This is a genomic window from Actinoplanes regularis, assembly GCF_900188005.1.
GTDB classification, from domain to species: domain Bacteria; phylum Actinomycetota; class Actinomycetes; order Mycobacteriales; family Micromonosporaceae; genus Actinoplanes; species Actinoplanes regularis.
Genome location: NZ_FZNR01000004.1, coordinates 65,489 through 89,718 on the forward strand (window position 1 = coordinate 65,489; position 24,230 = coordinate 89,718).

The window sequence follows — 24,230 nt, forward strand, 5'->3', positions numbered from 1 at the left end:
CGACGTGGCGGGGGAAGCGGCGGCTGGACCGCCGGGCCGAGGCTGCGGGGGAGGAAACACCGTCTGTGCCGTCATGCCAGCCAGGCTAGGGCAGGGGTACGACGATAACGGTGGACACCCGCCAGGCAAATGCAAGATCCACGCGAGACGCGGCGGGTCCGTAGCATCAATCGGATGGAGGAGAGCGCGACGCGCAGGCCGCCGGTGCCGCCCGGGGGCCGCCCGGTGGGGCGTGTGCTGGGCATCCCGGTGCATGCGAACGGCTCGATGGTGCTGCTCGCGCTGCTGGTCACGGTGGTCTACGGCAATTACGCGCGGGCTGAGCTGGGCCTCGAGCAGCCCTGGGCGTACCTGATCGGTCTGGGTTTCGTGGCCTGCCTGCTCGGCTCGGTGCTGCTGCACGAGCTGGGCCACGCGGTGATCGCCCGGCGCAACGGGATCGGCGTGCGCCGGATCACCCTGGAGCTGCTCAGCGGCTGGACCGAGATGGAGCGCGACGCGCCCAGCCCCCGCGTCGACGCGCTCGTCTCGCTGGCCGGCCCGCTGGTGTCGCTGCTGCTCGGCGGCGTGGCCACCGGAGCCGCGCTGGTGCTGCCGGAGGACACCGTGCCGGGGCAGATCGCCTTCCAGCTCGCGGTCAGCAACGTGCTGGTGGCGGCCTTCAACGTGCTGCCGGGCCTGCCGCTGGACGGCGGCCGGGCCCTGCGCGCCGCCATGTGGGCGCTGCTCAAGGACCGCAACCGGGCCACCGTGATGGCCGGCTGGGCCGGGCGGGTGCTGGCCTTCGGCGCCGCGGTCGTCGTGCTGGCCCTCTACCAACTGGGCATCCTCACCCTCTTCGGGATGCTGTTCGTGCTGCTGGTCACGCTGACCCTCTGGCACGGGGCCGGGCAGTCGATCCGGCTGGGCCGGATGACCGGGCGTTTCCCGCTGATCGACCTGGGCCGGCTGGCCCGGCCGCTGCTGGCGGTGCCGGCCGGCACGCCGCTCGGCGAGGCGCAGCGGCGCCGGGCCGAGGACCCGCGGCCGGACGTGGTGCTCGCGGTCACCGACTCGGCGGGTAGCCTCACCGCTCTGGTCGATCCGGTCGCCGCCGAGCGAGTGCCGGTCGACCGGCGCCCCTGGGTGAGCGTGGAGAGCGTGTCCCGGTCCCGGGACGGGCTGACCAGCCTGCCGGTCGAGCTCACCGGTGAGCAGGTGGTCCGCGAGCTGCAGGCCCACCCGGGTGCGCAGTACCTGGTGACGGCAGGCGAGGATGTCATCGGCGTCCTGCGGGTCGCCGACGTCGCGGCCGTCCTCGAACCGCGGCGGGCCCAGCGCACCTGAGAAGCTCGAAGAACTGAGAGAAGAGTCAGTGACCACGATCCCGGCCACCGCCGTCGACGAACAACTGCCGGCCCACCGCGGCCCGTTCCGGGCGGGTGACCGCGTCCAGCTGACCGACCCGAAAGGCCGGATGCACACGATCGTGCTGGAGTCCGGCAAGGCGTTCCACACCCACCGCGGCGCGCTGGAGCACGACCAGCTCATCGGTCTGCCGGACGGCAGTGTGATCACCGCCACCAGCGGTACGCAGTACCTGGCGCTGCGCCCGCTGCTCAGCGACTACGTGCTCTCCATGCCGCGCGGCGCGCAGGTGATCTATCCGAAGGACGCGGCGCAGATCGTCGCGATGGGCGACGTCTTCCCGGGCGCCAAGGTGCTCGAGGCGGGCGCCGGTTCCGGCGCGCTGACGTGCTCCCTGCTGCGTGCCGTCGGCGAGACCGGCGAGGTGCACAGCTACGAGCTGCGGCCGGACTTCGCCGCGATCGCCCGCAAGAACGTCGAGGCGTTCTTCGGCGGCCCGCACCCGGCCTGGCACCTGCACGAAGGTGACGTCGCGGACAACGAGATCACCGGGTTCGACCGGATCGTCCTGGACATGCTGACCCCGTGGGAGGCGCTCGACATGGTCGAGCGCGCACTGATCCCGGGCGGTGTCTTCATCGGCTACGTGGCCACCACGCCGCAGCTCTCCGAGCTGGTCGAGGCGCTGCGCGAGCGGGGTGGCTGGACCGAGCCGCGGGCCTGGGAGTCGCTGATCCGCGACTGGCACGCGGACGGCCTGGCGGTCCGCCCGGACCACCGGATGATCGCGCACACCGCGTTCCTGATCTCGTCACGCAAGCTGGCGCCCGGGGTTACCGCCCCGGCGCGGCGGCGCAAGCCGAGCAAGGGCGCCGAGGCGTACGCACTGCGCCGGGCCGCCCAGGCCGCGCTGGCCGCCGCGGCGGCCGGCCGCGAGGAGCAGACCGGCCAGGAGGGCCCGGCGGACACCTCCGGGGAGTGACCGGATCCGCCGAGTCCGGTAGTTTTTCGCCAGGGCATCGATGGGGGGACAGGGAGTGGGCGCGATGAGTTCTCCACCGTTCGGCGGCAACAACGAGATGCCGGCGGTGTTTCCGGACTGGTCGCCCTATCCGGACCTGGACTCGGCGGCCCGCGCCTACCTGCGTGATCCCGAGGTCGCCCTGGAGGCGCTCTTCGGGGTGCTCCGCGGCGCCTCGGTGCTCTGCTTCACGCTGGAGCGCTTCGTCAACGAGGTGAACGGGGTCTGGCAGGAGGTCGTCGTCTGTGACGGCAGCCGGCTGGTGCTCTGGCACGGTGAGGACGTGGCGCCCGGCGACGGGCCGGCCGGCTCGATGACCTCGTCGCTGCGGGTGGTGCCGCTCTCCACGATCACCGAGGTGGGCTGCCGGCGGCGGCTCACCCGCACCTCCGGTGGGCAGGCCCGGGTCGACAGCATCGACGTCTACCTGCTGCTCAGCTCGGTGGACGACGCGGTGCCGCCGCCCGGCCTGGTCGAGGAGGAGGGCCGGGCGCCGCTGCGCCACGACGCGCTGCGCTTCGGCAAGACCCTGGACGACGGCGGCCCGGGGCAGATCGCCCGGCTGGAGGAGTTCTCCCGGGTGGTGGCGTCCCTGGTGGGACGCCCCACGCTCTGAGCCCCCTATTCGGCCCCGGGACCGGCCACCGCTACGCCGTCCGCCGCGCGGACCACGTGGATGCAGTCGCCCGGGCACTCCTTCGCGGAGTCGATGACCTCGAGGAGCAGGTGCCGGGGCACGCCGGTGCGGACCCCCGGGTTTTGTAGCAACTCGCCGGCGTCGTCCTTGACGTAGGCCAGGCCGTCGATGTCGAACTCGAAGACTTCTGGCGCGTACTGGACGCAGAGTCCGTCACCGGTGCACAGGTCCTGATCGATCCAGACCTGCAGCTCATCAGTGTCTGACGACACCCCTACCTCCCGCAACTGTTTGCGGCCGACGGTACCGGAACCCGATCCGAGCGGCTCATGGGCGGTCGCACCAATCGATCAAGAGTCGGTGACGAGGGTGTTGCATGGGGCGAAATCCGCGTCACAACAGCTAATGTTGACCCAAGACGTTCGAGCCCCCCGGGGAGGTGGGACGTGGCACGTAGCGACGAAGCGGACTCCCGCGCCGCACGATGGGAGAAAGAGGCCAACGATCTCTCCAGTCAGGTCGCGTTCCTGCAGGAGGAACTCGCTCTGGTTCGGCGAAAGTTGACCGAGAGCCCCCGACACGTCCGGCAGCTCGAGGAACGGCTCGCGGCAACGCAGGCGCAGCTCTCCCGAGTGACAGAGAACAATGAGCGGCTCGTGGCGACCCTCAAGGAAGCCCGGACCCAGATCGTCACTCTCAAGGAAGAGATTGACCGACTCGCCCAGCCGCCCAGCGGCTACGGTGTTTTCCTTTCGGCACACGACGACGGCACGGTGGATGTCTTCACCGGCGGCCGCAAGCTGCGCGTGGCGGTCTCGCCGTCGCTCGCGGCCGACGAGCTCAATCGGGGCCAGGAGGTCCTGCTCAACGACGCGCTCAACGTGGTCGACGCGTTCGGCTACGAGCGTACGGGTGAGGTCGTCCTGCTCAAAGAGGTCCTGGACAACCCGTCCGGTGGCCCCGCCGACCGGGCGCTGGTGGTCTCCCACGCCGACGAGGAGCGCATCGTCTTCCTCGCCGACTCGCTGGAGATCACGAAGCTCCGTGCCGGTGACTCGCTGATGATCGAGCCCCGCTCGGCGTATGCCTACGAGCGGATCCCGAAGAGCGAGGTCGAGGAGCTCGTCCTGGAGGAGGTTCCCGACGTCGACTACACCGACATCGGTGGCCTGCACTCGCAGATCGAGCAGATCCGCGACGCGGTGGAGTTGCCCTTCCTGCACGCCGACCTGTTCCGGGAGCACCAGCTGCGCCCGCCGAAGGGCATCCTGCTCTACGGCCCGCCCGGCTGTGGCAAGACCCTGATCGCGAAGGCGGTGGCCAACTCGCTGGCCAAGAAGATCGCCGAGCGTCGTGGCGAGGAGAAGCACACCAGCTACTTCCTCAACATCAAGGGCCCGGAGCTGCTGAACAAGTACGTGGGTGAGACCGAGCGGCACATCCGCCTGGTCTTCCAGCGGGCCCGGGAGAAGGCCGGCGAGGGCACCCCGGTGATCGTCTTCTTCGACGAGATGGACTCGATCTTCCGGACCCGTGGCTCCGGCGTCTCCAGCGACGTGGAGAACACCATCGTTCCCCAGTTGCTCAGCGAGATCGACGGTGTCGAGGGCCTGGAGAACGTGATCGTCATCGGCGCGTCGAACCGGGAAGACATGATCGACCCGGCGATCCTGCGCCCCGGCCGTCTCGACGTGAAGATCAAGATCGAGCGGCCGGACGCCGAGGCGGCGAAGGACATCTTCGCCAAGTACATCCTGGCCGATCTGCCGCTCAGCGACGACGACCTCACCGAGCACGACGGTAACCGGGACGCCACGGTCGCCGCGATGATCGAGGCGGTCGTGCTGCGGATGTACACGGAGTCCGAGGAGAACCGCTTCCTGGAGGTCACCTACGCCAACGGTGACAAGGAAGTCCTGTACTTCAAGGACTTCAACTCCGGCGCGATGATCCAGAACATCGTCGATCGCGGCAAGAAGATGGCGATCAAGGAGTTCCTCACCTCCGGGACCAAGGGCCTGCGTCTCCAGCACCTGCTGGACAGCTGCGTCGACGAGTTCCGGGAGAACGAGGACCTGCCGAACACCACCAACCCGGACGACTGGGCCCGGATCTCCGGCAAGAAGGGTGAGCGGATCGTCTACATCCGTACGCTCGTCTCCGGCGGCAAGGGCGCGGAGGCCGGCCGGTCCATCGAGACCGCGAGCAATACCGGTCAGTACCTGTAACCGGACCTAAAGGCTGAAGGGTGGCGGGCGATACCCGCCACCCTTCAAGCTATTCTGCCCCGCGTGATCCGATCCCGCCTGACCTGGCTTGACGCGCTTCGTGGGTACGCCGCCGTGGTCGTCGCCCTCTTCCATCTCAGCCCGACCGTTATCGGTCGTGAGCGGCACCTGGCGATGCACGAGCACTTCGATTTCGGCCGCTACGGCGTTCTGCTCTTCTTCGTGGTCAGCGGCTACGTCATCCCGATGTCGCTGGAACGGCACGGTTCCTTGCGCCGTTTCTGGGTCGGCCGGCTCTTCCGGATCTACCCCGCCTACCTGCTCGCGGGCGGGGTCAGTCTGATCCTCGTGTTCGCCGGCTGGCAGCGGCTGGAGCCGACGTTCTACAAGGACACCGTCGCCACGGTCCTGGGGCACGTCACCATGCTTTCGGATCTACTCGGCATGCGCACCTTGACCCGTCCGATGTGGACACTCTCCTATGAGATGATTTTCTACCTGATCGTGGCCGGACTGTTCGTGTGGCGACGGCACCGGGACAGCGCGTGGTGGGCCGCGGGTCTGGCGCTGATCGTCCTGGTCGCCGGTCGGGCGCTGCCGCCCGGGCTGTTCGCGGGCACCTTCGACGGGCGCCGGATCACCGGCGCGGTACTGGTCGTGCTGGTGCTGGGCTGCGTAGCCGCGTACCTCAGCGGCCGCCGCGGCCCCGCCCTGGTGGCCGGTGTCGTCGGTCTCGGCATGGTTCTGCTGCCGCTGCTGAACGGTCAGCCCACCTGGTACGCCACCCCCAAGTCGTCCAGCAACGCCACCCTGATGCTGGCGGTGATGTTCTGCGGCACCGTCATCTACCGCGCGCAGCACGGGCAGCTCGACCGGCGAGTGGCCGCGGCTGTGCTCACCCTGGTCACGGTCGTTCAGGGAATCAACCAGTGGCTGCTGGACGGGACTCAGCTGCTGCGCAACTGTCTGGTCGCCGGGGCGGTCGCCGGCAGCTTCGCGATCGCCTTCCTGCTGCGGAACCGGGCCTTCCCGGCCTTCCTGTCCTGGCTCGGCCTGGTCAGCTTCTCCGTCTACCTCTTGCACATGCCGGTGCTCGCCGTGGCGCAGCATTTCCTGCGGGACCACCCGTTCCAGCTCTTCGCCGCCTTCGTGGTCGGCACCCTGGTGGTCTCCTGGGCGGCCTATCACCTCGTCGAACGTCCCGGTCAGGAGCTGGGCCGGCGGGTCGAGAGCTACCTGGAGGGCCGGTTCGGCCCGGCCACACGGGTGTCCATCGCCAACACGGAAGGTGGCACGCCGAGCACGGGCAGCTTCGGCTTGCAACGTGAGAGCGTCTAGGCTCGATGCATGAGCAGGCTTGGCTTCGTGGCGGACAGGGTGGTCGCATGAGCGTTCGACGAATTATGGGAACCGAGGTCGAGTACGGCATTTCGGTGCCCGGTCAGCCCGGAGCCAACCCGATGGTGACCTCGTCCCAGGTGGTCAACGCCTACGGTGCCCGGCCGGAGCTCAACCGGGGACAGCGCGCACGCTGGGACTACGAGGAGGAGTCCCCGCTGCGCGACGCGCGCGGGTTCACCTATTCGGGCGCCGCCTACGACCCGGCCGAGGCGCTGGCCGACGAGGATCTGGGCCTGGCCAACGTGATATTGACCAATGGCGCCCGGCTCTACGTCGACCACGCGCACCCGGAGTACAGCACTCCCGAGTGCACCAACCCCCTCGACGTGGTCAAGTGGGACAAGGCCGGCGAGCGGGTGATGGCCGAGGCGTCCCGGCGGGCCGCCACCATCCCCGGCGCGCACCGCATCCAGCTCTACAAGAACAACACCGACAACAAGGGCGCGTCGTACGGGTCGCACGAGAACTACCTGATGCGTCGCCAGACCCCGTTCGCGGACATCGTCGCGCACCTCACCCCGTTCTTCGTGACCCGGCAGATCTTCACCGGTGTCGGCCGGGTCGGTCTCGGCCAGGACGGCAGCGGCGCCGGCTTCCAGATCTCCTCCCGGGCCGACTTCTTCGAGGTCGAGGTCGGACTGGAGACGACGCTCAAGCGGCCGATCATCAACACCCGCGACGAGCCGCACGCCGACGCCGACAAGTACCGGCGCCTGCACGTGATCATCGGCGACGCGAACCTCTCGGAGATCTCCAGCTACCTCAAGATGGGCACCACCTCGCTGGTGCTCAACATGATCGAGGAGAAGGTGTTCACCGGCGAGCTGGGCATCGCCGACCCGGTCAGCGAGCTCAAGGCGGTCAGCCACGACCCGTCGCTCAAGCACCTGATGCGGCTGCGGGACGGCCGCCGGCTGACCGCGCTGGACCTGCAGTGGGCGTACTACGAGCGGGCCCGGGCGTTCGTGGACGAGCGCTACGGCGACGACGTCGACGAGCAGACCACCGACGTGCTCGACCGCTGGGAGGACATGCTCGACAAGCTCGGCCGGGACCCGATGCTCTGCTCCGACACCTTGGACTGGGTGGCCAAGCTGCGGCTGCTGGAGGGCTACCGGGAGCGGGAGAACCTGAACTGGTCCTCGCCCAAGCTGCAGCTGGTCGACCTGCAGTACGCGGATGTCCGCCCGGAGAAGGGCCTCTACCACCGCCTGGTGGCCCGGGGGTCGATGAAGACCCTGCTGGACCCGGACGAGACCCAGCGCGCGATGTACGAGCCGCCGGAGGACACCCGGGCGTACTTCCGTGGCCGCTGCCTCGCCCAGTTCGCCTCCGAAGTGGTCGCCGCCAGCTGGGACTCGGTGATCTTCGATGTCGGGCGGGAGTCGCTCGTCCGGGTGCCGATGATGGAGCCGGAGCGCGGGACCAGGAAGCACGTCGGCGCCCTCTTCGACACCTGTGAGAGCGCCAAGGACCTGCTCGAGATGATCACCAGTCGGTAATAAAACACCCGTTGCGGCGGGGGTGTTTCGTCACAGCCGCGAGGTAGGTTTTTGGTACCCGATGTTGTAAGAGCTTCGGGTGGCTGAAAAGGGGGACATCCATGGCAACCCGAGACACAGGTGGTCAGTCGCAGAGCGACCGCAGTCGTAGCGACCAGGAGATCGAGGACGTCACCGTCGAGGCCAACCCCGAGGTAGCCGAGCGGCACGCGGAGCTCACCGAGGACGTGGACGACCTGCTGGACGAGATCGACTCCGTCCTCGAGGAAAACGCCGAGGAATTTGTGCGGGGATACGTGCAAAAGGGTGGGGAATAGCAGCGTTTGTCCGATTCGACAGGATCGGACGAGGATCAGCCGGGCGCCCGTTTCGGGCGCCCGGCTGTCATAGACGTGGACGACACGGGAATTAAAGATCATCGCACTGGATGGGTGTGCGGGATATGGTTCTTCAACCGCAGCGGCGGCCCTTCCGCGCCGGTGCGATCACGTATCTGAAAGGAACCACGTGGCGACGGGCTTTGATCCATCCGGACGTCTGCCGGACATCTTTCTCAACACAGGGACGTCCTCCTTCACGCAGTTCCTGAGCGCGGCGGCCCCGGAGCTGCTGCCGGGCCGACGACCGCTGCCGCCGGGCCTCTCCGCCGGCGACGCCGCGCCGCACGGCACCACGATCATCGCGATCGCGACGGCCGAGGGTGTCGTGATGGCCGGTGACCGCCGGGCGACCATGGGAAACCTGATCGCCAGCAGGGACATCAAGAAGGTCCATCCCGCCGACTCCTACTCGCTGATCGGCATCGCCGGCACCGCCGGTATCGGCATCGAGCTGATCCGGCTGTTCCAGGTGGAGCTGGAGCACTACGAGAAGACCGAGGGCGCGATGCTCTCGCTCGACGGTAAGGCGAACCGGCTGGCCGCGATGGTCCGCGGTAATCTGGGCGCGGCGATGCAGGGCCTGGCCGTGGTCCCGCTCTTCGCCGGCTTCGACCTCTCGCCGCTGGATTCGGCCCGGGCCGGCCGCATCTTCAGCTTCGACGTGGCCGGTGGTCTCTATGAGGAGACCGGCTACGAGGCGATCGGCTCCGGCTCGCTGTTCGCCAAGGCGGCGCTGAAGAAGAAGTACCGGCCGGGCGTCAGCACCGACGAGGCCGTGCGGCTCGCGGTCGAGGCGCTCTACGACGCCGCGGACGACGACACCGCGACCGGCGGGCCCGACCTCACCCGCAAGATTTACCCGGTGGTGATGACCGCTACGGCGAACGGAACCACCCGGCTCAGCGAAGCGGAGATCACCACGGTGGCCGAGCAGGTCGTCTCGGGACGCATGGAGAACCCGGGCGGTTGATCCGCACTACGGAAGAAGAGGAGTAGCCACCCGTGGCCATGCAGTTCTACGCATCGCCCGAGCAGGTCCAGCGGGACCGCTCGGAGTACGCCCGCAAGGGCATCGCCCGCGGCCGCTCGGCCGTGGTGCTTTCGTACGAGGGCGGCATCCTGCTCGTCGCCGAGAACATCACCACCCTTCGCAAGATCAGCGAGATCTACGACCGAATCGCGTTCGCCGCGGTGGGCCGGTACAACGAGTTCGAGAGCCTGCGCCGGGCCGGCGTGCGGATGGCGGACATGACCGGGCTCACCTACGACCGCCGGGACGTCACCGGGCGGGCGCTGGCGAACGCGTACACGCAGACGCTCGGTGCGATCTTCTCGGAGACGCAGAAGCCGTACGAGGTGGAGATCTGCATCGCGCAGGTCGGCGCCACCCCGGACCAGGACGAGCTCTACCGGATCATGTACGACGGCTCGGCGCTCGACGAGCCCGGTTTCATGGCCATGGGCGGGCAGGCCGAGGCGATCTCCGCCGTGCTGCGTGAGCGGCACGACGTCAACGCCGACCTGCCGACCGCGCTCGCCCTGGCCGCCGAGGCGCTGGGCAGCGTCGGTGGGGAGAACGGGCAGACCCGCACGTTGACCGCCAAGCAGCTCGAGGTCGCGGTGCTGGACCGGCGCCGGGTGGGCCGGACGTTCCGCCGGATCGCCGACGCCGCTCTGCTGACCCTGCTCGGGCACGAGTCGGTGCCCGACGCGGACCTCGGTGAGACCGACGCGGCCCCGCCGGCACCGGCCGACAGCAAGCCGGTCGAGTCGGCCGCCTCGGAGGACACCGAGTAACGATCGAGGAGACGGGCGTGGCCTTCCGGCCGCGCCCGTTTCTGCATGGACCGATCCCGGCAAAAGCTACCGGAAGCCTGATTCTGGGGCCTCGTGGTGACTGCCGTTACGACTCGGATACGGCTAGTGTTTCGTCATGGAACGGCGAATTTTCGGCCTCGAGACCGAGTACGGAGTCACGTGTACCTATCGGGGGCAGCGGCGGCTGTCGCCGGACGAGGTGGCCCGCTACCTGTTCCGCCGAGTCGTCTCGTGGGGTCGCAGCAGCAACGTCTTCCTTCGTAACGGATCCCGCCTCTACCTCGACGTCGGTTCCCACCCGGAATACGCCACCGCCGAATGTGACTCCGTCACCGACCTGGTCGCGCACGACCGGGCCGGCGAGCGGATCCTCGAGGGCCTGCTCGTCGACGCGGAGAAGCGTCTGCACGACGAGGGCATCGCGGGGGAGATATACCTCTTCAAGAACAACACCGACTCGGCCGGCAACTCCTACGGCTGCCACGAGAACTACCTGGTCTCCCGGCACGGTGAGTTCGGCCGGCTCGCGGACGTGCTCATCCCGTTCCTGGTCACCCGGCAGCTGATCTGCGGCGCGGGCAAGGTGCTGCAGACGCCGCGCGGCGCGGTCTTCTGTCTGTCCCAGCGCGCCGAGCACATCTGGGAGGGCGTCTCCAGCGCGACGACGCGGTCCCGGCCGATCATCAACACCCGCGACGAGCCGCACGCCGACGCGGAGCGTTACCGCCGCCTGCACGTGATCGTCGGCGACTCGAACATGAACGAGGTCACCACGCTGCTCAAGGTCGGCAGTGCGGACATCGTGCTGCGCATGATCGAGGCCGGCGTGGTGATGCGCGATCTCTCCCTGGAGAACCCGATCCGGGCGATCCGCGAGGTCAGCCACGACATCACCGGCCGCCGCAAGATCCGACTGGCGAACAACAAGGAGGTCTCCGCGCTCGAGATCCAGCAGGAGTACCTGGCGAAGGCCACCGAGTTCGTCGAGCGCCGCGGCGGCGACCCGGTCGCCAAGCGCGTCGTCGAGCTCTGGGGGCGGGTGCTCACCGCGATCGAGAGTGAGAACCTCGACCCGGTCGCCCGCGAGATCGACTGGGTGACGAAGTACAAGCTGATCGAGCGCTACCAGGCCAAGCACGACATCCCGATGTCGCATCCGCGGATCGCCCAGCTCGACCTGGCCTATCACGACGTCCGCCGGGGCCGGGGCCTCTACGCCCTGATGGAGAAGCGCAAGCAGGTCGACCGCATCGCCAACGACCTGCAGATCTTCGAGGCGAAGGAGACGCCGCCGCAGACCACCCGGGCCCGGTTGCGCGGCGAGTTCATCCGGCACGCCCAGGAGAAGCGGCGGGACTTCACCGTGGACTGGGTCCACCTCAAGCTCAACGACCAGGCGCAGCGCACGGTCCTCTGCAAGGACCCGTTCCGCGCCTACGACGAGCGCGTGGAGCGGCTCATCGCCAGCATGTGAGGCACCTGGCAACGGATGTGGCCGACTGATCGACCACGGGTGACGGGAGCTACGCTGGCCGGGCTATGACATCGTCCTACTCCGGCCAGCCCGGACCGCCCGGAGATTCCGGTTCCGGGAAGAAGCCTCGGCTCAGCCGGGCCGAGCGCCGCCGGGAGCGCATCCGCCAGCAGATCCACGAGGCACGCCACGGACGCCACATCGTCCCGACCTGGGTGATGGCGCTGATCCTCGGTCTCCTCCTGGCCGGCTGGCTCTACCTGATCATCACCAGCAGGTAACCGGGCCGGGCCGCGCCCGGCGACGGAGACGACCGCGACCGGAAAACAGCGTATTCGCAACCCGCCGGCAACCGGGCCGACGTGTTCTTGGCCCGGTGACGTTCGAGACGGTGATGACGGCGGGCCGCCACCGCCGGGCGCGGGCGGCGTTCGCCACGCAGGCGACGTTCGCCGCGCTGGTGTTCCTCGCCCTCGCGGCGTACCAGTTCATTCCGGACAATGACTGGTGGACCTGCACCTGGCAGATCGCGATCGGCTGGTCCGCCGCGGCCGCGATCGTGCTCGGTGCGCGCCGGCTGCCGCGCCGCGACCGTACCCCCTGGTGGTTCTTCGCCGCGGGCGTCTTCTGCAACGCCTCCGGCATCGCGGTCGCCAAGATCAGTGAGAACGTCTGGCACCTGGACGACCTGCCCACCCCGGCCGACCCGTTCTTCCTCGGCCTGTACCCGCTGTGCGCGGTCGGGATGGGCCTCCTGATCCGCCGCCGCGACGAGTGGCGCAACCGGAGCGCGCTGCTCGACGCGGCCACCATCACCACCGGTTTCGGCCTGCTCGCCTGGATCTACGTGATCGCCCCGATCGACCTGGACGAGTCGATGGGCCGATGGGCGCACGCCACCCAGGTCGCCTACCCGATCGGTGACCTGCTGCTGCTGGCCATGATGGTTCGCCTGCTGCGCAGCAGCGGCAGCCGGGGCGCGTCGCTGTGGTGGCTGGGCGGCGCGCTGGCCGCCCTGCTGATCGGCGACAGCGCCTGGGTTGTTCTGGACAATCTCGGCACCGTCGGCCTGACGCTCGAGGACACGCCGTGGTTCCGGCGGCTGCTGGAATCGGTGTTCCTGGTGGCGTTCGCGCTCTTCGGGATCGCCGCCCTGGATCCCGCCGCGACCCGCCTGGGCCAGTCGGCGCAGAAGCAGACCACCCGGCTCGGTCCCGGGCTGCTGGCGCTGCTGACCGGTGCCTCGCTGATCGCGCCCGGTCTGCTCGCGGTGCAGTTGGGCGACGGGCAACTGGCCAACGGCTGGAGCATCGTGGTCGGTTCGACCGTGCTGTTCCTGCTGGTGGTGGGCCGGATGGCGGGGCTGCTCCGGGAGGTCGAGCGGCAGGCCGGACAGCTGCGCGCCCTGGCTCGCTCGGACGAGCTGACCGGGCTGCCGAACCGGCGTGCCTGGAACGACGAACTGCCGCACGCCCTGGAGCGGGCGCGCCGCGGCGCCGAGTCGGTCGCCGTCGCCATCGTCGACCTGGACCACTTCAAACACTTCAACGACACGTTCGGGCATCCGGCCGGTGACCGGCTGCTCAAGGCGGCCAGCGCGGCCTGGCACGGCACGCTCCGCAAGGTGGACCTGATCGCCCGCTACGGCGGCGAGGAGTTCGTCGTGCTGCTGCCCGGGGCCGACGCGGCGCACGGGCACTTCGTGCTGACCCGGATGCTCGCCGTGACCCCGCTCGGGCAGACGTTCTCGGCCGGTCTGGCCGTCTGGAACGGCGAGGAGACCTCGGACGAGCTGTTGCAACGGGCCGACGAGGCGCTCTACCTGGCCAAGGACCGGGGACGGAACCGGATCGAGATGCCCCTGGCGGCCTAGCGGGACGCCAGGAGCGCCGCGGCGTGCCGCCCGGCGGCGGCCGCGGCCAGGAAGTAGACATGGTCCTGGTCCAGCTTGCGGCCCATCGTCGAGAGCGGCACCGGGCTTGCCCGCAACGCCTCGTCCAGGCCGTCGACGGGAACGCCGATGATGCGGTGACGCTCGCGCAACGGTTCCAGCGAGGCGGCCAGGTCCGCCGGAAGACCCTCCGGCACCGGCAGGTCCGCGCTGGTCAGAGCGATTTTCCCGTACGCCGTGAGGCTGTGGTGCGACACCCCACGATGCCGGTCGCGGCCGTCGGCGTCGGAGATCCGTAGCGATCCCACCGGACGCCCGCCGAGCACCGCGATCGCGTTGACCGCCTCGCCCAGCGCCACCCCGGAGAACCCCCAGGTGGTGCCGGTGCCCAGATTGCCCGGCCCCTGCGCCACGATCGTCACGTCCGCGCCCAGGACGTGCCGGGCGGCGAGCAGCCCGGTGTGCACCGTGCTCGCCTCCAGGTCCCCGCCGAACGCCTGCCCGGTGGTGACCGTCCCGACGAGGTGACCGGCGAGGCCGTCGAGGGTGCGGGAGAACCAGGCCGGCAGCGCCCCGCCGTCGGTCATCACGTACGCGACGCGGGCGCCGGGCCGGTCGGCGTGGATCCCGGCCAGGATCGCCGGCAGCGCCGAGTGCAGGTCCGCGGTGACCACCGGCATCCCGTCGAGGGACTCGGCCGCCTCCATGACGGCTCGGTGCGGCGAGGCCTCCTCGTCCACACCGAGCAGGATCGGCTGCAACGGGGTGTAGCGGGCCTTGACCAGATGCCCCCGGGCGCGGGTCGTCCCGTCGTCGGCCGGATCCGCGGGGAGCCGGTCGGGCAGGGCCACCACCAGCGCATACCCACCGGTCCCGAGGCCCATGACCAGCGCACCGACGTTGAGCAGCACCCGGTCGCCGGGCTCGGGGGAGCCGACGAGCGCGGGGTAGGCGAGGGCCCGCGTCGGCTCACCGTCGCAGACGACGTCCAGCTCGACGGCGCCCCGCCAGCCGCGCCGTACCGCGAGAACCGTCCCGGACCGCCACCGCACCATGTGCGGGACCCTATCGGTCGAGGCGGGCGTCGATGCGGTCGCGTCCCGGGTCACGAATAACGGTCGGGATGCGCGGGCTGCTAGGTTTCCTGTCGTGTCGCGCACTCGCACCGAGCGCCTGGTTAACCTGGTGATCTGCCTCCTGTCCACGCGGCGGTTCCTGACCGCTGTGCAGATCGCCGCGACCGTGCCCGGCTACGAGCACGATCCCGACGATCCGCGGGACCACGAGGCCTTCCAGCGCAAGTTCGAGCGGGACAAGGCCGAGCTGCGGGAACTCGGTGTTCCCCTGGAGACCGGGACCGCGAGCGTCTTCGACCAGGAGCCGGGTTACCGCATCGCGCAGCGTGAGTACGCGCTGCCCGACATCCTGCTCGAACCGGACGAGGCCGCCGCGGTGGGCATCGCCGCGCGGCTCTGGCAGCATGCCGGGCTGGCCGCCGCCGCGTCGTCGGGGCTGGCCAAGCTGCGGGCCGCCGGCGTGGAGGTGGATCCGCAGGCCACCCTCGGGGTGGAGCCGGTGGTCACGGTCGACCCGGCGTTCGGGCCGCTGACCGCGGCCGCCCGGGCGCGCCGCGCGGTGACCTTCAAATATCGCGTCCCCGAGGTCGACGAGCCGAGTGCCCGCAGGCTGGAGCCGTGGGGCGTGGTCTGCTGGCGAGGCCGGTGGTACGTGGTCGGTCACGACAAGGACCGCGGCGCCACCCGCTGCTTCCGGCTGTCCCGGATCGTCGGCGACGTCCGCGCGGTCGGCCGGCCGGACGCGTTCACCCCGCCGGAGGACGCCGACCTGATCAGTCACGTGGCGCGCAGCTCCGGGCCGATCGCCCGCACCGGCCGCGCGACGGTCACCGTCCGCCACGGCCGCGCCGCCGGTCTGCGCCGGCTGGCGCGCGAGGTCGTCCCGGGGCCGGATGCCGACAAACTTCTCATCTCGTACGGGGATCCGGAGTGGCTCGCCTCGCGGATCGCCGGCTACGGCCCGGACGCCCGCGCGGACGGCCCACCCGAGCTGCGTGACGCGGTGATCCAGCAGCTCAAGGAGCTCGCCGCCCGGCACGACCGGACCGCCCCGGCGGGTGCGAAGTGAGCGCGCCGCGGACCCCGTCCGCCGACCGGCTCGGCCGCCTGCTCAACCTGGTGCCCTACCTGCTGGCCCGGCCCGGGATCCTGATCGCCGAGGCCGCCGCCGACCTGGCCGTCACCCCGAAGCAGCTGCGCGAGGACCTGGAGCTGCTCTGGGTGTGCGGCCTGCCCGGGTACGGACCGGGCGACCTGATCGACATGGCCTTCGACGGCGACCGGGTGACGATCAGCCACGACGCCGGCATCGACAAGCCCCTGCGGCTCAACCCGGACGAGGCGCTCGCCCTGGTGGTGGCGCTGCGGATGCTTGCCGAGACACCCGGGATCGGCTCCCGGGACGCCATCGAGCGGGCCCTCGCCAAGATCGAGAGCGCGGCCGGCGACCTGGCGGACGCCCCGGTGGCCGTGAAGCTCCCCGCCGACCAGGAGAAGCTGGCCAAGGTGCGGGCGGCGGTCGACTCCGGGCACGCGCTGCGGCTGACCTACTACACGCCCGCCCGGGACGAGACCACCGAACGGGTGGTCGACCCGATGCGGATGCTGACCGTGGGCACCTTCGCCTACCTCGAGGCCTGGTGCCGCCGGGCCGAGGCGACTCGGATGTTCCGGATCGACCGGATCGACGCCTTCCTCGAGCTTCCGGAGCCCTCCCGGCCGCCGGTCGAGGCGGTCCCGCACGACGTCAGCGGCGGCGTCTTCCGGCCCGGGCCGGAGCTGCCCCTGGTCACCCTGCGGGTGGGGCGCACCGGCCGGTGGATCACCGAGTACTACCCGGTCGAGCAGGTGCTCAAGGAGCCCGGCGAGTGGCACGTCACCATGCGGGTCACCGACCTGGGCTGGGCGCAGCGGTTCCTGGTCGGCCTGGGCCGGGACGTGACCGTGGTCGGCCCGCCCGAACTGGTCGAGCAGATCCGCGCGACGGCCCACGCCGCCCTCGACCAGTACGCCGCACCGCAGGCGCTCGCGGCGGACCCGCCCGCCGGCGGATAGGGTTGCGCCGTGCTGATGTGGGTCTGGATCGCCGTGCTGGCGATCGCGCTGATCGTCCTGGTCGTCGCCGCGGTTCGGCTGCTCGGCCGGTTGTCCGAGTTGCGCCGGGCGGCCGGCAAGCTGCAGCGCCGGCAGGAGGAGGCGATGCGCCTGCGGGCCGACGCGGCGAAGCTGGAGCAGACCCTGCGCGCCGTGCAGCAGCGCGCCGGGAAGGCCCAGGAGCAGGCCGAACAGATCCGGGCCGGCCTCGGTCGGTGAACTGCGGAGTTCCGGCCCCGAAGTCCTGGACCTGAAGCGAATGCGTAAGAATCTCGCAGGTTCCGGCGTGCAACATCACCGGAATTGACACGTACGATGGACCCCGCAACCTGATCCGACCGACTGGAGTCCTCCCATGGGCGTTATGAAGCCATGGCACATCATCCTTCTCGTCGTCGTCCTCGTGCTGCTCTTCGGCGCGAAGCGGCTGCCGGACGCGGCGCGTTCCCTCGGGCGCTCGCTGCGGATCATCAAGGCCGAGACCAAGGGGCTCGTCGACGACGGCAACGACAACCTGGCGGAGAAGTCCGACGCGCAGCACTCGCGCCAGCCGTTGCAGGGTGAGGTGCAGCAGCCGGGCCAGCCGCAGGCGCAGCCCGGTTACCAGCAGCCCCCGGCCCAGCCGTACGTGGACCCGGTGCAGCGCACCAACGACCGCTGATCCCCGGCGATGGCACTGAGCCTGCGCCGTAACAAGGGACCCAGCAAGTTCGAGCAGGCTTCCGACGGCTCGATGACCCTCATCGAGCACGTCCGGGAGTTGCGCAGTCGGCTCTTTTTCGCCTCGCTGGGCATCGTCGCCGGCCTGATCGTCGGCTTCATCATCTCCAACTGGGTCTTCGATGTCCTGAAGGCCCCATACTGCGTTCTGCCGAGCTCGCTCAACCCGAACACGGGTGGCTGCGAGTTCATCACGCTGGCGGTCACCGACCAGCTGATGCTGCGACTCAAGATCGCGCTCTGGGTCGGCCTGATCGTCGGTTCACCGGTCTGGCTCTACCAGCTCTGGGCCTTCGTCGCGCCCGGCCTGCACCGTCACGAGCGCAAGTGGGCGTACGTGTTCGTCGGCCTGGCCGTTCCGCTGTTCACCGGCGGTGTGGTGCTGGCCTACTTCGTCGTCGGCCACAGCCTCGCCTTCATCATGGACGCCGGTGTCCTCGGCGAGCCGACCAAGCTCGAGGTCACGTCGTACGTCGGCTTCGTGATGAACATGCTGCTGCTGTTCGGCTGCGCGTTCGAGTTCCCCCTGCTGCTGCTGATGCTGAACTTCACCGGTGTGGTCACCGGCCGCCGGCTGCTCAGCTGGTGGCGGACCGTGGTGTTCCTGGCGTTCGCGTTCGCGGCGATCGCCACCCCCGACCCCGGCCCGTTCGGCATGACCCTGCTCGCCGCCTGTATCAGCGCGCTGTACTTCGTCGCCGTCGGCGTGTCGTTCATCAACGACAGGCGCAAGAACCGCGGCAAGGAGATCTATGCGGGCCTGTCCGACGACGAGATCTCCACGCTCGAGGAGGAGCGGATCCCGGTCGGCGCGTCCGACCCGATCGCGGAACCCACGCCGATCGAGTCGCCCACCCCGGTGGAGAGCCCGCGCTCGCTGGAACAGCGCTTCGACGACATGACCTGACCTCGCCCGCACTCGGCCGGATTCCGGGGCGGGCACGCCGGCCGCCCCGGAGACGGTGGCGATTCGCGGGCGGGTACGGTTCGCGGCTGTGACGAGCGACTTCATCGCGGTGCTGGCCAACCCCTACGCGGGGCGCGGCCGGCACCGCGGTCTGCTTCCCGGGGTGGTGCGGGCGCTGGGCGCCGCCGGGCATCCGGTGCGGCTGCTGGAGGCGGGGAGCGGTACGGCGGCCGAGGAGGCCTGCCACCGGGCGGTGGCCGAGGGCGCCGCCGCACTGGTCGCGGTCGGCGGGGACGGCACCGTGCACCGGGCGTTGCAGGCCGCCGCCGGAGCGTCGGTCGGGTTCGGGGTGGTCGCCGCCGGGACCGGGAACGACTTCGCGAGCGCGGTGGGCGTACCCGGGGATCCGATCGCGGCCGCCACCGGCATCTCCGCGGCGCTGGCGGCCGGCCGGGACCACCGGGTCGACGCCGCGCTGGCGGTGGACGCCGCCGGGCGCGAGCGCTGGTTCTGCGCGGTGCTGGCCGCCGGGTTCGACGCGCTGGTCAACGAGCGGGCCAACCGGATGGCGTGGCCACGTGGCCCACGCCGATACGACCTGGCCATCGTGCTCGAACTCGCCCGGCTCCGGGCGCGCACCTACACGCTGGAGATCGACGGCGAGGTGCTGACCGTAACGGCCGAGATCGTCGCGGTCGGGAACGCCGCCAGCTACGGCGGCGGGATGCGGATCCTGCCGGACGCCGACCCGGCCGACGGGCTGCTCGACGTGATCTACGCGCGGCCGCTGGGCCGTGGCGGGCTGACCCGGCTCAAGCCGCGGCTGCGGCACGGCACGCACGTCACCGACGCGCGGGTGACCGTGCTGCGGGCCCGGCACGTGCGGGTCGCCGCCGAGGGGATCATCGGGTATGCGGACGGCGAGCGGCTCGGCCCGCTGCCCCTGGACCTGAAATGTGTGCCGGGTGCGATCCGGTTGCTCCGTTGAGCCGAGTGTCAGATTCCGCGGGCGTTGCCGAAGCTGAGTACATGGCGATGAACTCGGTATCCGGAAACTCGGCCTCGGTGGCGTCCCTGGCCACGTCCGTCTTCGGCGACGCCCGGCAGGCGTTCAAGGCGATGGCCGACGCGGCCACCAACGCCCACTCCGACGCCGAGCGGGCCGGCTCCGGGCCGGTGGCCGGCAAGAACGCGCGCCGCGGCACGGTTCTGGACCGTTACCTCTGACGGATCGCCCCGGAGGCCGGCCGGCCTCCGGAAGCGCGCCGGAGCGCGGCCGCGACCCGGAGTCGCTCGGACGCCGCGCGAGGCCGCCACGGGGCTTGGGCCGGGAGGCCTGGTCACGGGGCCCCATTGTTCGTACCGTCCAAATGGTTTTAGACGCAACCGGCCAGAGCGAGGGTGGCACCCAATCCGTTGTTGCGGCCCGGCTCCGCGGCCGGCAGGACGAGGGTGGCGCAGCCGGCCTTGACCGCGCCGGCGTCCGCCGGGGTGTCGCCCACCATGAGCGTCCGTTCCGGATCAGCGCCGAGCATCCCGCAGGCCCGCAGGAAGATCGCCGGATCGGGCTTGGTCCGGCCCACCTCGTAGCTCAGCGCGAACGCGTCCACCAGCCCGTCCAGACCCCAGTGGGCGAAGTGCGGCCGGATGTCGAAGCCGATGTTGCTGACCACGGCCACCTTGATCCCGGCGTCGTGCAGTTTGCGCAGGGTGGGTTCGGTATCCGGGTACGGCAGCCAGCCGTCGGGGATCAGCAGCCGCTCGTAGAGCGCGTCGGCCAGGCCCTCCACATCGGTGTGCACGGTCTCGGCGAGCCCGGTGTAGGCGGCCCGGTGGCTGTGCGCGTCGAGATCCCGGTCGGCCCAGTGATCGGCCAGTCGCGGCGGCACCCGGTGCGGCAGCGGGCCACCGGCGCGCCCGGCGGTCACCAGCCGGTCGGCGAGAATCGTGGCCTTGGCGCGGTCGAGCTCGGCGCCGCAGGCCGCGGCTGCCGCGACGACCCAGGTCACCGGGTCCTCGACCTGGGCGAGCGTGCCGTGGAAGTCGAACAGCACGGCTTCCACGAGCCGCGCGGACGGGGGAGGTTCGGTGGTCTGCGGCACTCGTGCACCTTACCGATGCCCACTGTCGCTCCTGACGGCCACTACCGTGTCGCAAATTGTCACACCCGCGCACTAGCCTTGTGCTCATGAATAGTCCCGCCGAACGGTATGCGGAATCCAAGCGGCGGACGGCGCGGGTCGCCGAGTTCCCCGCGCTCGAGGACTTCATGGCCGACGTCGGCTTCGACCTGGACGACTTCCAGCGTGAGGCGTGCGAGGCCCTGGAGCGCGGCAACGGGGTTCTGGTCTGCGCTCCGACCGGCGCGGGCAAGACCGTGGTCGGTGAGTTCGCGGTGCACCTGGCGTTGCGCTCGGGGGAGCGCAAGTGCTTCTACACGACGCCGATCAAGGCGCTGTCCAACCAGAAGTTCCATGACCTGGTGGAGCGTTACGGTGCGGACAAGGTCGGCCTGCTCACCGGCGACAACGCGATCAACGGCGACGCGCCCGTGGTGGTGATGACCACCGAGGTGCTGCGCAACATGCTCTACTCGGGGTCGAACCAGCTGAAGAACCTCGCCTACGTGGTGATGGACGAGGTGCACTACCTGGCCGACCGGTTCCGCGGCGCGGTCTGGGAAGAGGTGATCATCCACCTGCCGGCCTCGGTCACCCTGGTCTCGCTCTCCGCCACGGTGAGCAACTACGAGGAGTTCGCCGACTGGCTGGTCACCGTCCGCGGCGAGACGTCGGTGGTGGTCAGCGAGCACCGGCCGGTCCCGCTCTGGCAGCACATGCTGGTCGGCCGCCGGATGTTCGACCTGTTCCACGACGCCGACGCGGCGAAGAAGCACGACGTGCACCCTGAGCTGCTGCGTTACACCCGGGAGATGGAGCGCCGCCTGGATCTGGGCGAGCGCGCCGCGGGCTGGAACGGGCGGGGTGGCCGGGGCCGCCGCTGGCAGCCGCCGCTGCGGACCGAGGTCGTCGACCGGCTGGACCGCGCCGGCCTGCTGCCGGCCATCCTGTTCATCTTCAGCCGGGCCGGCTGCGACGCCGCGGTGCAGCAGTGCCTCGGCGCCGGCCTGCGGCTGACCGACGCCGACGAGCGCGCCGCGATCCGGCAGATCGCCGCGGCCAAGGTGGCCGGCATCCCCCCTGAGGACCTCTCCGTGCTGGGCTACTGGGAGTGGCTCGACGGGCTGGAGCGGGGCGTCGCCGCCCACCACGCCGGCATGCTGCCCGCCTTCAAGGAGGCGGTTGAGGAGTGCTTCGTCAACGGCCTGGTCAAGGCGGTGTTCGCGACCGAGACGCTGGCGCTGGGCATCAACATGCCGGCCCGCTGCGTGGTGCTCGAACGTCTGGTCAAGTTCAACGGCGAGGCCCACGTCGACCTGACCCCGGGGGAGTACACGCAGCTCACCGGCCGGGCCGGGCGCCGCGGCATCGACGTCGAGGGGCACGCCGTGGTGCTCTGGAGCCCCGAGGTCGACCCGCGCCACGTCGCCGGCCTCGCCTCCACCCGGACCTATCCGCTGCGCTCGTCGTTCCGGCCGTCCTACAACATGGCGGTCAACCTGGTCGGCACGGTCGGCGCGGAGAAGTCCCGTGAGCTGCTCGAGTCGTCGTTCGCGCAGTTCCAGGCGGACCGCTCGGTGGTCGGCCTGGCCCGGCAGGTGCAGCGCAACGTCGAGACCATGCAGACGTACGGGGAGGACGCCGCCTGCCACCACGGCGACTTCGACGAGTACTTCAACCTGCGGGTGGCGATCGCCGACCGGGAGAAGTCGCTGTCCCGGCAGGGCGTGGCCCAGCGTCGCTCGGCCGCCGTCTCGTCCCTCGAGAAACTCCGGATCGGTGACGTCATCCGGGTCCCGCAGGGCCGTCGCGCCGGCCTGGCCGTCGTGCTGGAGCCGGCCACCAGCGGCTTCGGCGAGCCCCGTCCTCTGGTGCTCACCCAGGACCGCTGGGCCGGCCGGGTCAGCCCGGGCGACTTCGGCGGCGAGGTCGAGGTGCTGACCCGTGTCCGCGTCCCCAAGAACTTCAACCACCGCTCCCCGGGCGCGCGCCGCGACCTGGCCGCCCAGGTCAGCGCGACCGGGCTGGACCGGCACCCGGATCGCCGCCGTTCCGGCCGCAGCCGCGCCAACCCGGGTGAGGATGCCGAGATCGCCCTGCTCAAGGTGCAACTGCGGCAGCACCCGTGCCACGCCTGCCCGGAGCGGGAGGACCACGCCCGCTGGGCCGAACGGCGGCACCGGCTGCTGCGCGACACCGACACGTTGCGTGACAAGGTGGCCGGCCGCACCGGCTCGCTGGCCCGCACGTTCGACCAGGTCTGCGCGGTGCTGACCGCCCGCGGCTACCTGTCGGAGGACGGTGAGGTGACCGACGCCGGCCGGATGCTCGGCCGGATCTGGTCCGAGGCCGACCTGCTCATCGCCGAGTGCCTGCGGCAGGGCGTCTGGGACGGGCTGGCCCCCGACGAGTTGGCCGCCGCGGTGTCCATGGTGCTCTACGAGTCGCGGCGGGAGGGCGAGGACCGCGCCTCGGTGCCGAAGGGCCCGGTCACCGAGGCCGTCGACGCCTGCGCCAAGCTCTGGGGCGACATCGCCGCGGACGAGAGCGAGTACGGGCTGTCCCTGACCCGCGAGCCCGACCCGGGCTTCGTCTGGCCGATGTACCGCTGGGCCCGTGGCGAGCCCCTCGCCCGGGTGCTCGCCAGCGGGCATCAGTATGACGCGGACATGCCGGCCGGTGACTTCGTCCGGTGGGCCCGGCAGGTGCTCGACCTGCTCGGCCAGGTCAAGGAGGCGTCGGCGGCGTCGCCGAGCGTCAAGGAGACCGCCCGCAAGGCGATCACCGCGGTCAACCGGGGTGTCCTCGCCTATCAGGGTGGCCTCTGACGCCGATGGCGCGTTTCGTGCACCTGACTCCGGCGCGGCTGACCGCCAAGGTCCGCCGTGCCGGGGTCGCCGGCCCGGTCTACTGCTTCCCGGTGCTGGCCGCACACACCGTGACCTACCAGTGGGCGCGGGAACTTCGCCGGCGTGGCGCGCGGGAGTGGGTCGCGGTGACCTTCTTGCTGCCGGATTCGCAGCCGGTCGAGGTGGGGCATTACGGGCGGGAGCGGGCGACCGTCACGGCAGCCGAGGCGGTCGGGCTGCTGCGCGCCATGGAAGACCCCACGGGGTACGAGGTGATCGTGCCGCGCCGGGTCACCGCCGCCGAGGTGCGCACGATTCGCCCGGCTCCGCGGATCACCGGCTGGCGGTACCTGCCGGCCGCGCACGGCCGCGCCCCCTGCGCCTGCCCGGCCTGCCTGGGCCGCGGTGAGTTCGGCGCGGCCCGCCTGCGGCGGCGGTTCGACTACGACGAGCGCCGTACGCCGTACCCGGAAATCCTCACCGCCCTGCACGCCGAGGATTCGGACGAGGTCCTCGGGGCACTATGGAGCCTGCGGGGTCGCGGCGAGGTGGCCGCTCTCGCGTTCCTCGCAGAACACCCCGACCCGGAGGTGCGCGCGGAGCTTGCGGAGATCCTCGACCGGGACTACCGCGGTCCGGCTGCCAGAGCGCTCCGGGCGCGACTCGACGGCTGAGCGATCATCGGCGCATGGTGAATCTGCGTTGACGGTGTCTTTGGGACAAATCAAGAATTGCGTCGACAATGATTGATGTTGCTGAGTGCGT

General features: G+C 70.5%; 24 protein-coding genes. 21 read left to right on the plus strand and 3 right to left on the minus strand.

The genetic code is table 11. The annotated features are described in order from the left end of the window. The first annotated feature begins 174 nt into the window (after positions 1-174). The 3 genes from CHC09_RS12685 (at position 175) to CHC09_RS12695 (ending at position 2,984) form a co-directional block, all read left to right on the plus strand. On the plus strand, positions 175-1,326 hold the full coding sequence (locus CHC09_RS12685; protein WP_089293271.1) for a site-2 protease family protein: 1,152 nt from the start codon (positions 175-177) through the stop codon (positions 1,324-1,326). Between the two features lie 28 nt (positions 1,327-1,354). Next, positions 1,355-2,329 (plus strand): tRNA (adenine-N1)-methyltransferase, encoded by a 975-nt coding sequence (locus tag CHC09_RS12690; RefSeq protein WP_179277068.1) that lies wholly within the window; start codon positions 1,355-1,357, stop codon positions 2,327-2,329. 64 nt (positions 2,330-2,393) lie between these two features. Next, positions 2,394-2,984 carry a hypothetical protein gene (locus tag CHC09_RS12695; RefSeq protein ID WP_179277069.1) on the plus strand — a complete coding sequence of 197 codons (591 nt, stop codon included), beginning with the start codon at positions 2,394-2,396 and terminating at the stop codon, positions 2,982-2,984. A gap of 5 nt (positions 2,985-2,989) precedes the next feature. Here the strand turns inward: CHC09_RS12695 and CHC09_RS12700 are convergent, their stop codons facing one another. Continuing rightward, positions 2,990-3,277, minus strand: coding sequence for a ferredoxin (locus CHC09_RS12700; protein ID WP_089293273.1), 288 nt, complete (start codon positions 3,275-3,277; stop codon positions 2,990-2,992). A 174-nt stretch (positions 3,278-3,451) separates the two neighbouring features. Here CHC09_RS12700 and arc point away from each other — a divergent pair, with 174 nt between their 5' ends. The 9 genes from arc (at position 3,452) to CHC09_RS12750 (ending at position 13,681) form a co-directional block, all read left to right on the plus strand. Beyond that, positions 3,452-5,233: a proteasome ATPase gene (gene arc / locus CHC09_RS12705; protein WP_089293274.1), complete on the plus strand. Its 1,782-nt coding sequence runs from the start codon at positions 3,452-3,454 to the stop codon at positions 5,231-5,233. Positions 5,234-5,296: 63 nt separating this feature from the next. Next, positions 5,297-6,571, plus strand: coding sequence for an acyltransferase family protein (locus CHC09_RS12710; protein WP_179277070.1), 1,275 nt, complete (start codon positions 5,297-5,299; stop codon positions 6,569-6,571). 47 nt (positions 6,572-6,618) lie between these two features. Then, positions 6,619-8,136 carry a depupylase/deamidase Dop gene (gene dop, locus CHC09_RS12715; protein ID WP_089293276.1) on the plus strand — a complete coding sequence of 506 codons (1,518 nt, stop codon included), beginning with the start codon at positions 6,619-6,621 and terminating at the stop codon, positions 8,134-8,136. A gap of 101 nt (positions 8,137-8,237) precedes the next feature. Beyond that, on the plus strand, positions 8,238-8,453 hold the full coding sequence (locus tag CHC09_RS12720) for a ubiquitin-like protein Pup (RefSeq protein ID WP_089293277.1): 216 nt from the start codon (positions 8,238-8,240) through the stop codon (positions 8,451-8,453). Between the two features lie 190 nt (positions 8,454-8,643). Continuing rightward, positions 8,644-9,486 (plus strand): proteasome subunit beta, encoded by an 843-nt coding sequence (gene prcB, locus CHC09_RS12730; protein WP_089293278.1) that lies wholly within the window; start codon positions 8,644-8,646, stop codon positions 9,484-9,486. 32 nt (positions 9,487-9,518) lie between these two features. Further along, a complete protein-coding gene (gene prcA / locus CHC09_RS12735; protein WP_089293279.1) occupies positions 9,519-10,313 on the plus strand; it encodes a proteasome subunit alpha in 795 nt (264 codons plus the stop codon). A gap of 136 nt (positions 10,314-10,449) precedes the next feature. Next, a complete protein-coding gene (gene pafA, locus CHC09_RS12740; RefSeq protein WP_089293280.1) occupies positions 10,450-11,808 on the plus strand; it encodes a Pup--protein ligase in 1,359 nt (452 codons plus the stop codon). A 65-nt stretch (positions 11,809-11,873) separates the two neighbouring features. Further along, a complete protein-coding gene (locus CHC09_RS12745) occupies positions 11,874-12,089 on the plus strand; it encodes a hypothetical protein (RefSeq protein ID WP_089293281.1) in 216 nt (71 codons plus the stop codon). 95 nt (positions 12,090-12,184) lie between these two features. Next, positions 12,185-13,681: a GGDEF domain-containing protein gene (locus CHC09_RS12750; protein WP_239138322.1), complete on the plus strand. Its 1,497-nt coding sequence runs from the start codon at positions 12,185-12,187 to the stop codon at positions 13,679-13,681. On the opposite strand, the gene CHC09_RS12755 is transcribed toward CHC09_RS12750, so the two are convergent. Next, positions 13,678-14,754 (minus strand): DUF3866 family protein, encoded by a 1,077-nt coding sequence (locus CHC09_RS12755; RefSeq protein ID WP_089293282.1) that lies wholly within the window; start codon positions 14,752-14,754, stop codon positions 13,678-13,680. The genes CHC09_RS12750 and CHC09_RS12755 overlap by 4 nt on opposite strands. 94 nt (positions 14,755-14,848) lie before the next feature. On the opposite strand from CHC09_RS12755, the gene CHC09_RS12760 reads away from it, so the two are divergent. The 7 genes from CHC09_RS12760 to CHC09_RS12790 all read left to right on the plus strand — a co-directional run bounded on the left by CHC09_RS12760 (position 14,849) and on the right by CHC09_RS12790 (position 19,723). Beyond that, entirely contained in the window at positions 14,849-15,844 is a 996-nt protein-coding gene (locus tag CHC09_RS12760; RefSeq protein ID WP_089293283.1) for a helix-turn-helix transcriptional regulator, read from the plus strand. Further along, the gene (locus tag CHC09_RS12765; RefSeq protein ID WP_089293284.1) at positions 15,841-16,830 is read left to right on the plus strand and encodes a helix-turn-helix transcriptional regulator; all 990 of its coding nucleotides are present in this window, start codon (positions 15,841-15,843) and stop codon (positions 16,828-16,830) included. The genes CHC09_RS12760 and CHC09_RS12765 overlap by 4 nt, the downstream gene beginning before the upstream one ends. A 15-nt stretch (positions 16,831-16,845) precedes the next feature. Further along, positions 16,846-17,088, plus strand: coding sequence for a hypothetical protein (locus tag CHC09_RS12770; RefSeq protein WP_089293669.1), 243 nt, complete (start codon positions 16,846-16,848; stop codon positions 17,086-17,088). 136 nt (positions 17,089-17,224) lie between these two features. Next, on the plus strand, positions 17,225-17,530 hold the full coding sequence (tatA, locus tag CHC09_RS12775; RefSeq protein ID WP_089293285.1) for a Sec-independent protein translocase subunit TatA: 306 nt from the start codon (positions 17,225-17,227) through the stop codon (positions 17,528-17,530). Between the two features lie 9 nt (positions 17,531-17,539). Continuing rightward, positions 17,540-18,496, plus strand: coding sequence for a twin-arginine translocase subunit TatC (gene tatC, locus CHC09_RS12780; RefSeq protein ID WP_089293286.1), 957 nt, complete (start codon positions 17,540-17,542; stop codon positions 18,494-18,496). An 88-nt stretch (positions 18,497-18,584) separates the two neighbouring features. Next, positions 18,585-19,484: a diacylglycerol/lipid kinase family protein gene (locus CHC09_RS12785; protein WP_089293287.1), complete on the plus strand. Its 900-nt coding sequence runs from the start codon at positions 18,585-18,587 to the stop codon at positions 19,482-19,484. A gap of 41 nt (positions 19,485-19,525) precedes the next feature. Next, positions 19,526-19,723, plus strand: coding sequence for a hypothetical protein (locus CHC09_RS12790; protein WP_089293288.1), 198 nt, complete (start codon positions 19,526-19,528; stop codon positions 19,721-19,723). Between the two features lie 149 nt (positions 19,724-19,872). Here the strand turns inward: CHC09_RS12790 and CHC09_RS12795 are convergent, their stop codons facing one another. Then, positions 19,873-20,598, minus strand: a complete 726-nt coding sequence (locus CHC09_RS12795) for an HAD family hydrolase (RefSeq protein ID WP_089293289.1) — start codon at positions 20,596-20,598, stop codon at positions 19,873-19,875. 86 nt (positions 20,599-20,684) lie between these two features. Here CHC09_RS12795 and CHC09_RS12800 point away from each other — a divergent pair, with 86 nt between their 5' ends. Further along, positions 20,685-23,444, plus strand: coding sequence for a DEAD/DEAH box helicase (locus CHC09_RS12800; protein WP_089293290.1), 2,760 nt, complete (start codon positions 20,685-20,687; stop codon positions 23,442-23,444). 5 nt (positions 23,445-23,449) lie between these two features. Next, positions 23,450-24,139, plus strand: coding sequence for a hypothetical protein (locus CHC09_RS12805; protein ID WP_089293291.1), 690 nt, complete (start codon positions 23,450-23,452; stop codon positions 24,137-24,139). Positions 24,140-24,230 lie beyond the last annotated feature (91 nt).

Coding starts and splice junctions, on each gene's coding strand:
- CHC09_RS12685 (WP_089293271.1), top strand. CDS start 175: ATGGAGGAGAGCGCGACGCGCAGGCCGCCGGTGCCGCCCGGGGGCCGC.
- CHC09_RS12695 (WP_179277069.1), top strand. CDS start 2,394: ATGAGTTCTCCACCGTTCGGCGGCAACAACGAGATGCCGGCGGTGTTT.
- dop (WP_089293276.1), top strand. CDS start 6,619: ATGAGCGTTCGACGAATTATGGGAACCGAGGTCGAGTACGGCATTTCG.
- CHC09_RS12720 (WP_089293277.1), top strand. CDS start 8,238: ATGGCAACCCGAGACACAGGTGGTCAGTCGCAGAGCGACCGCAGTCGT.
- pafA (WP_089293280.1), top strand. CDS start 10,450: ATGGAACGGCGAATTTTCGGCCTCGAGACCGAGTACGGAGTCACGTGT.
- CHC09_RS12745 (WP_089293281.1), top strand. CDS start 11,874: ATGACATCGTCCTACTCCGGCCAGCCCGGACCGCCCGGAGATTCCGGT.
- CHC09_RS12755 (WP_089293282.1), bottom strand. CDS start 14,754: ATGGTGCGGTGGCGGTCCGGGACGGTTCTCGCGGTACGGCGCGGCTGG.
- CHC09_RS12770 (WP_089293669.1), top strand. CDS start 16,846: ATGTGGGTCTGGATCGCCGTGCTGGCGATCGCGCTGATCGTCCTGGTC.
- tatA (WP_089293285.1), top strand. CDS start 17,225: ATGGGCGTTATGAAGCCATGGCACATCATCCTTCTCGTCGTCGTCCTC.
- tatC (WP_089293286.1), top strand. CDS start 17,540: ATGGCACTGAGCCTGCGCCGTAACAAGGGACCCAGCAAGTTCGAGCAG.
- CHC09_RS12790 (WP_089293288.1), top strand. CDS start 19,526: ATGGCGATGAACTCGGTATCCGGAAACTCGGCCTCGGTGGCGTCCCTG.
- CHC09_RS12800 (WP_089293290.1), top strand. CDS start 20,685: ATGAATAGTCCCGCCGAACGGTATGCGGAATCCAAGCGGCGGACGGCG.
- CHC09_RS12805 (WP_089293291.1), top strand. CDS start 23,450: ATGGCGCGTTTCGTGCACCTGACTCCGGCGCGGCTGACCGCCAAGGTC.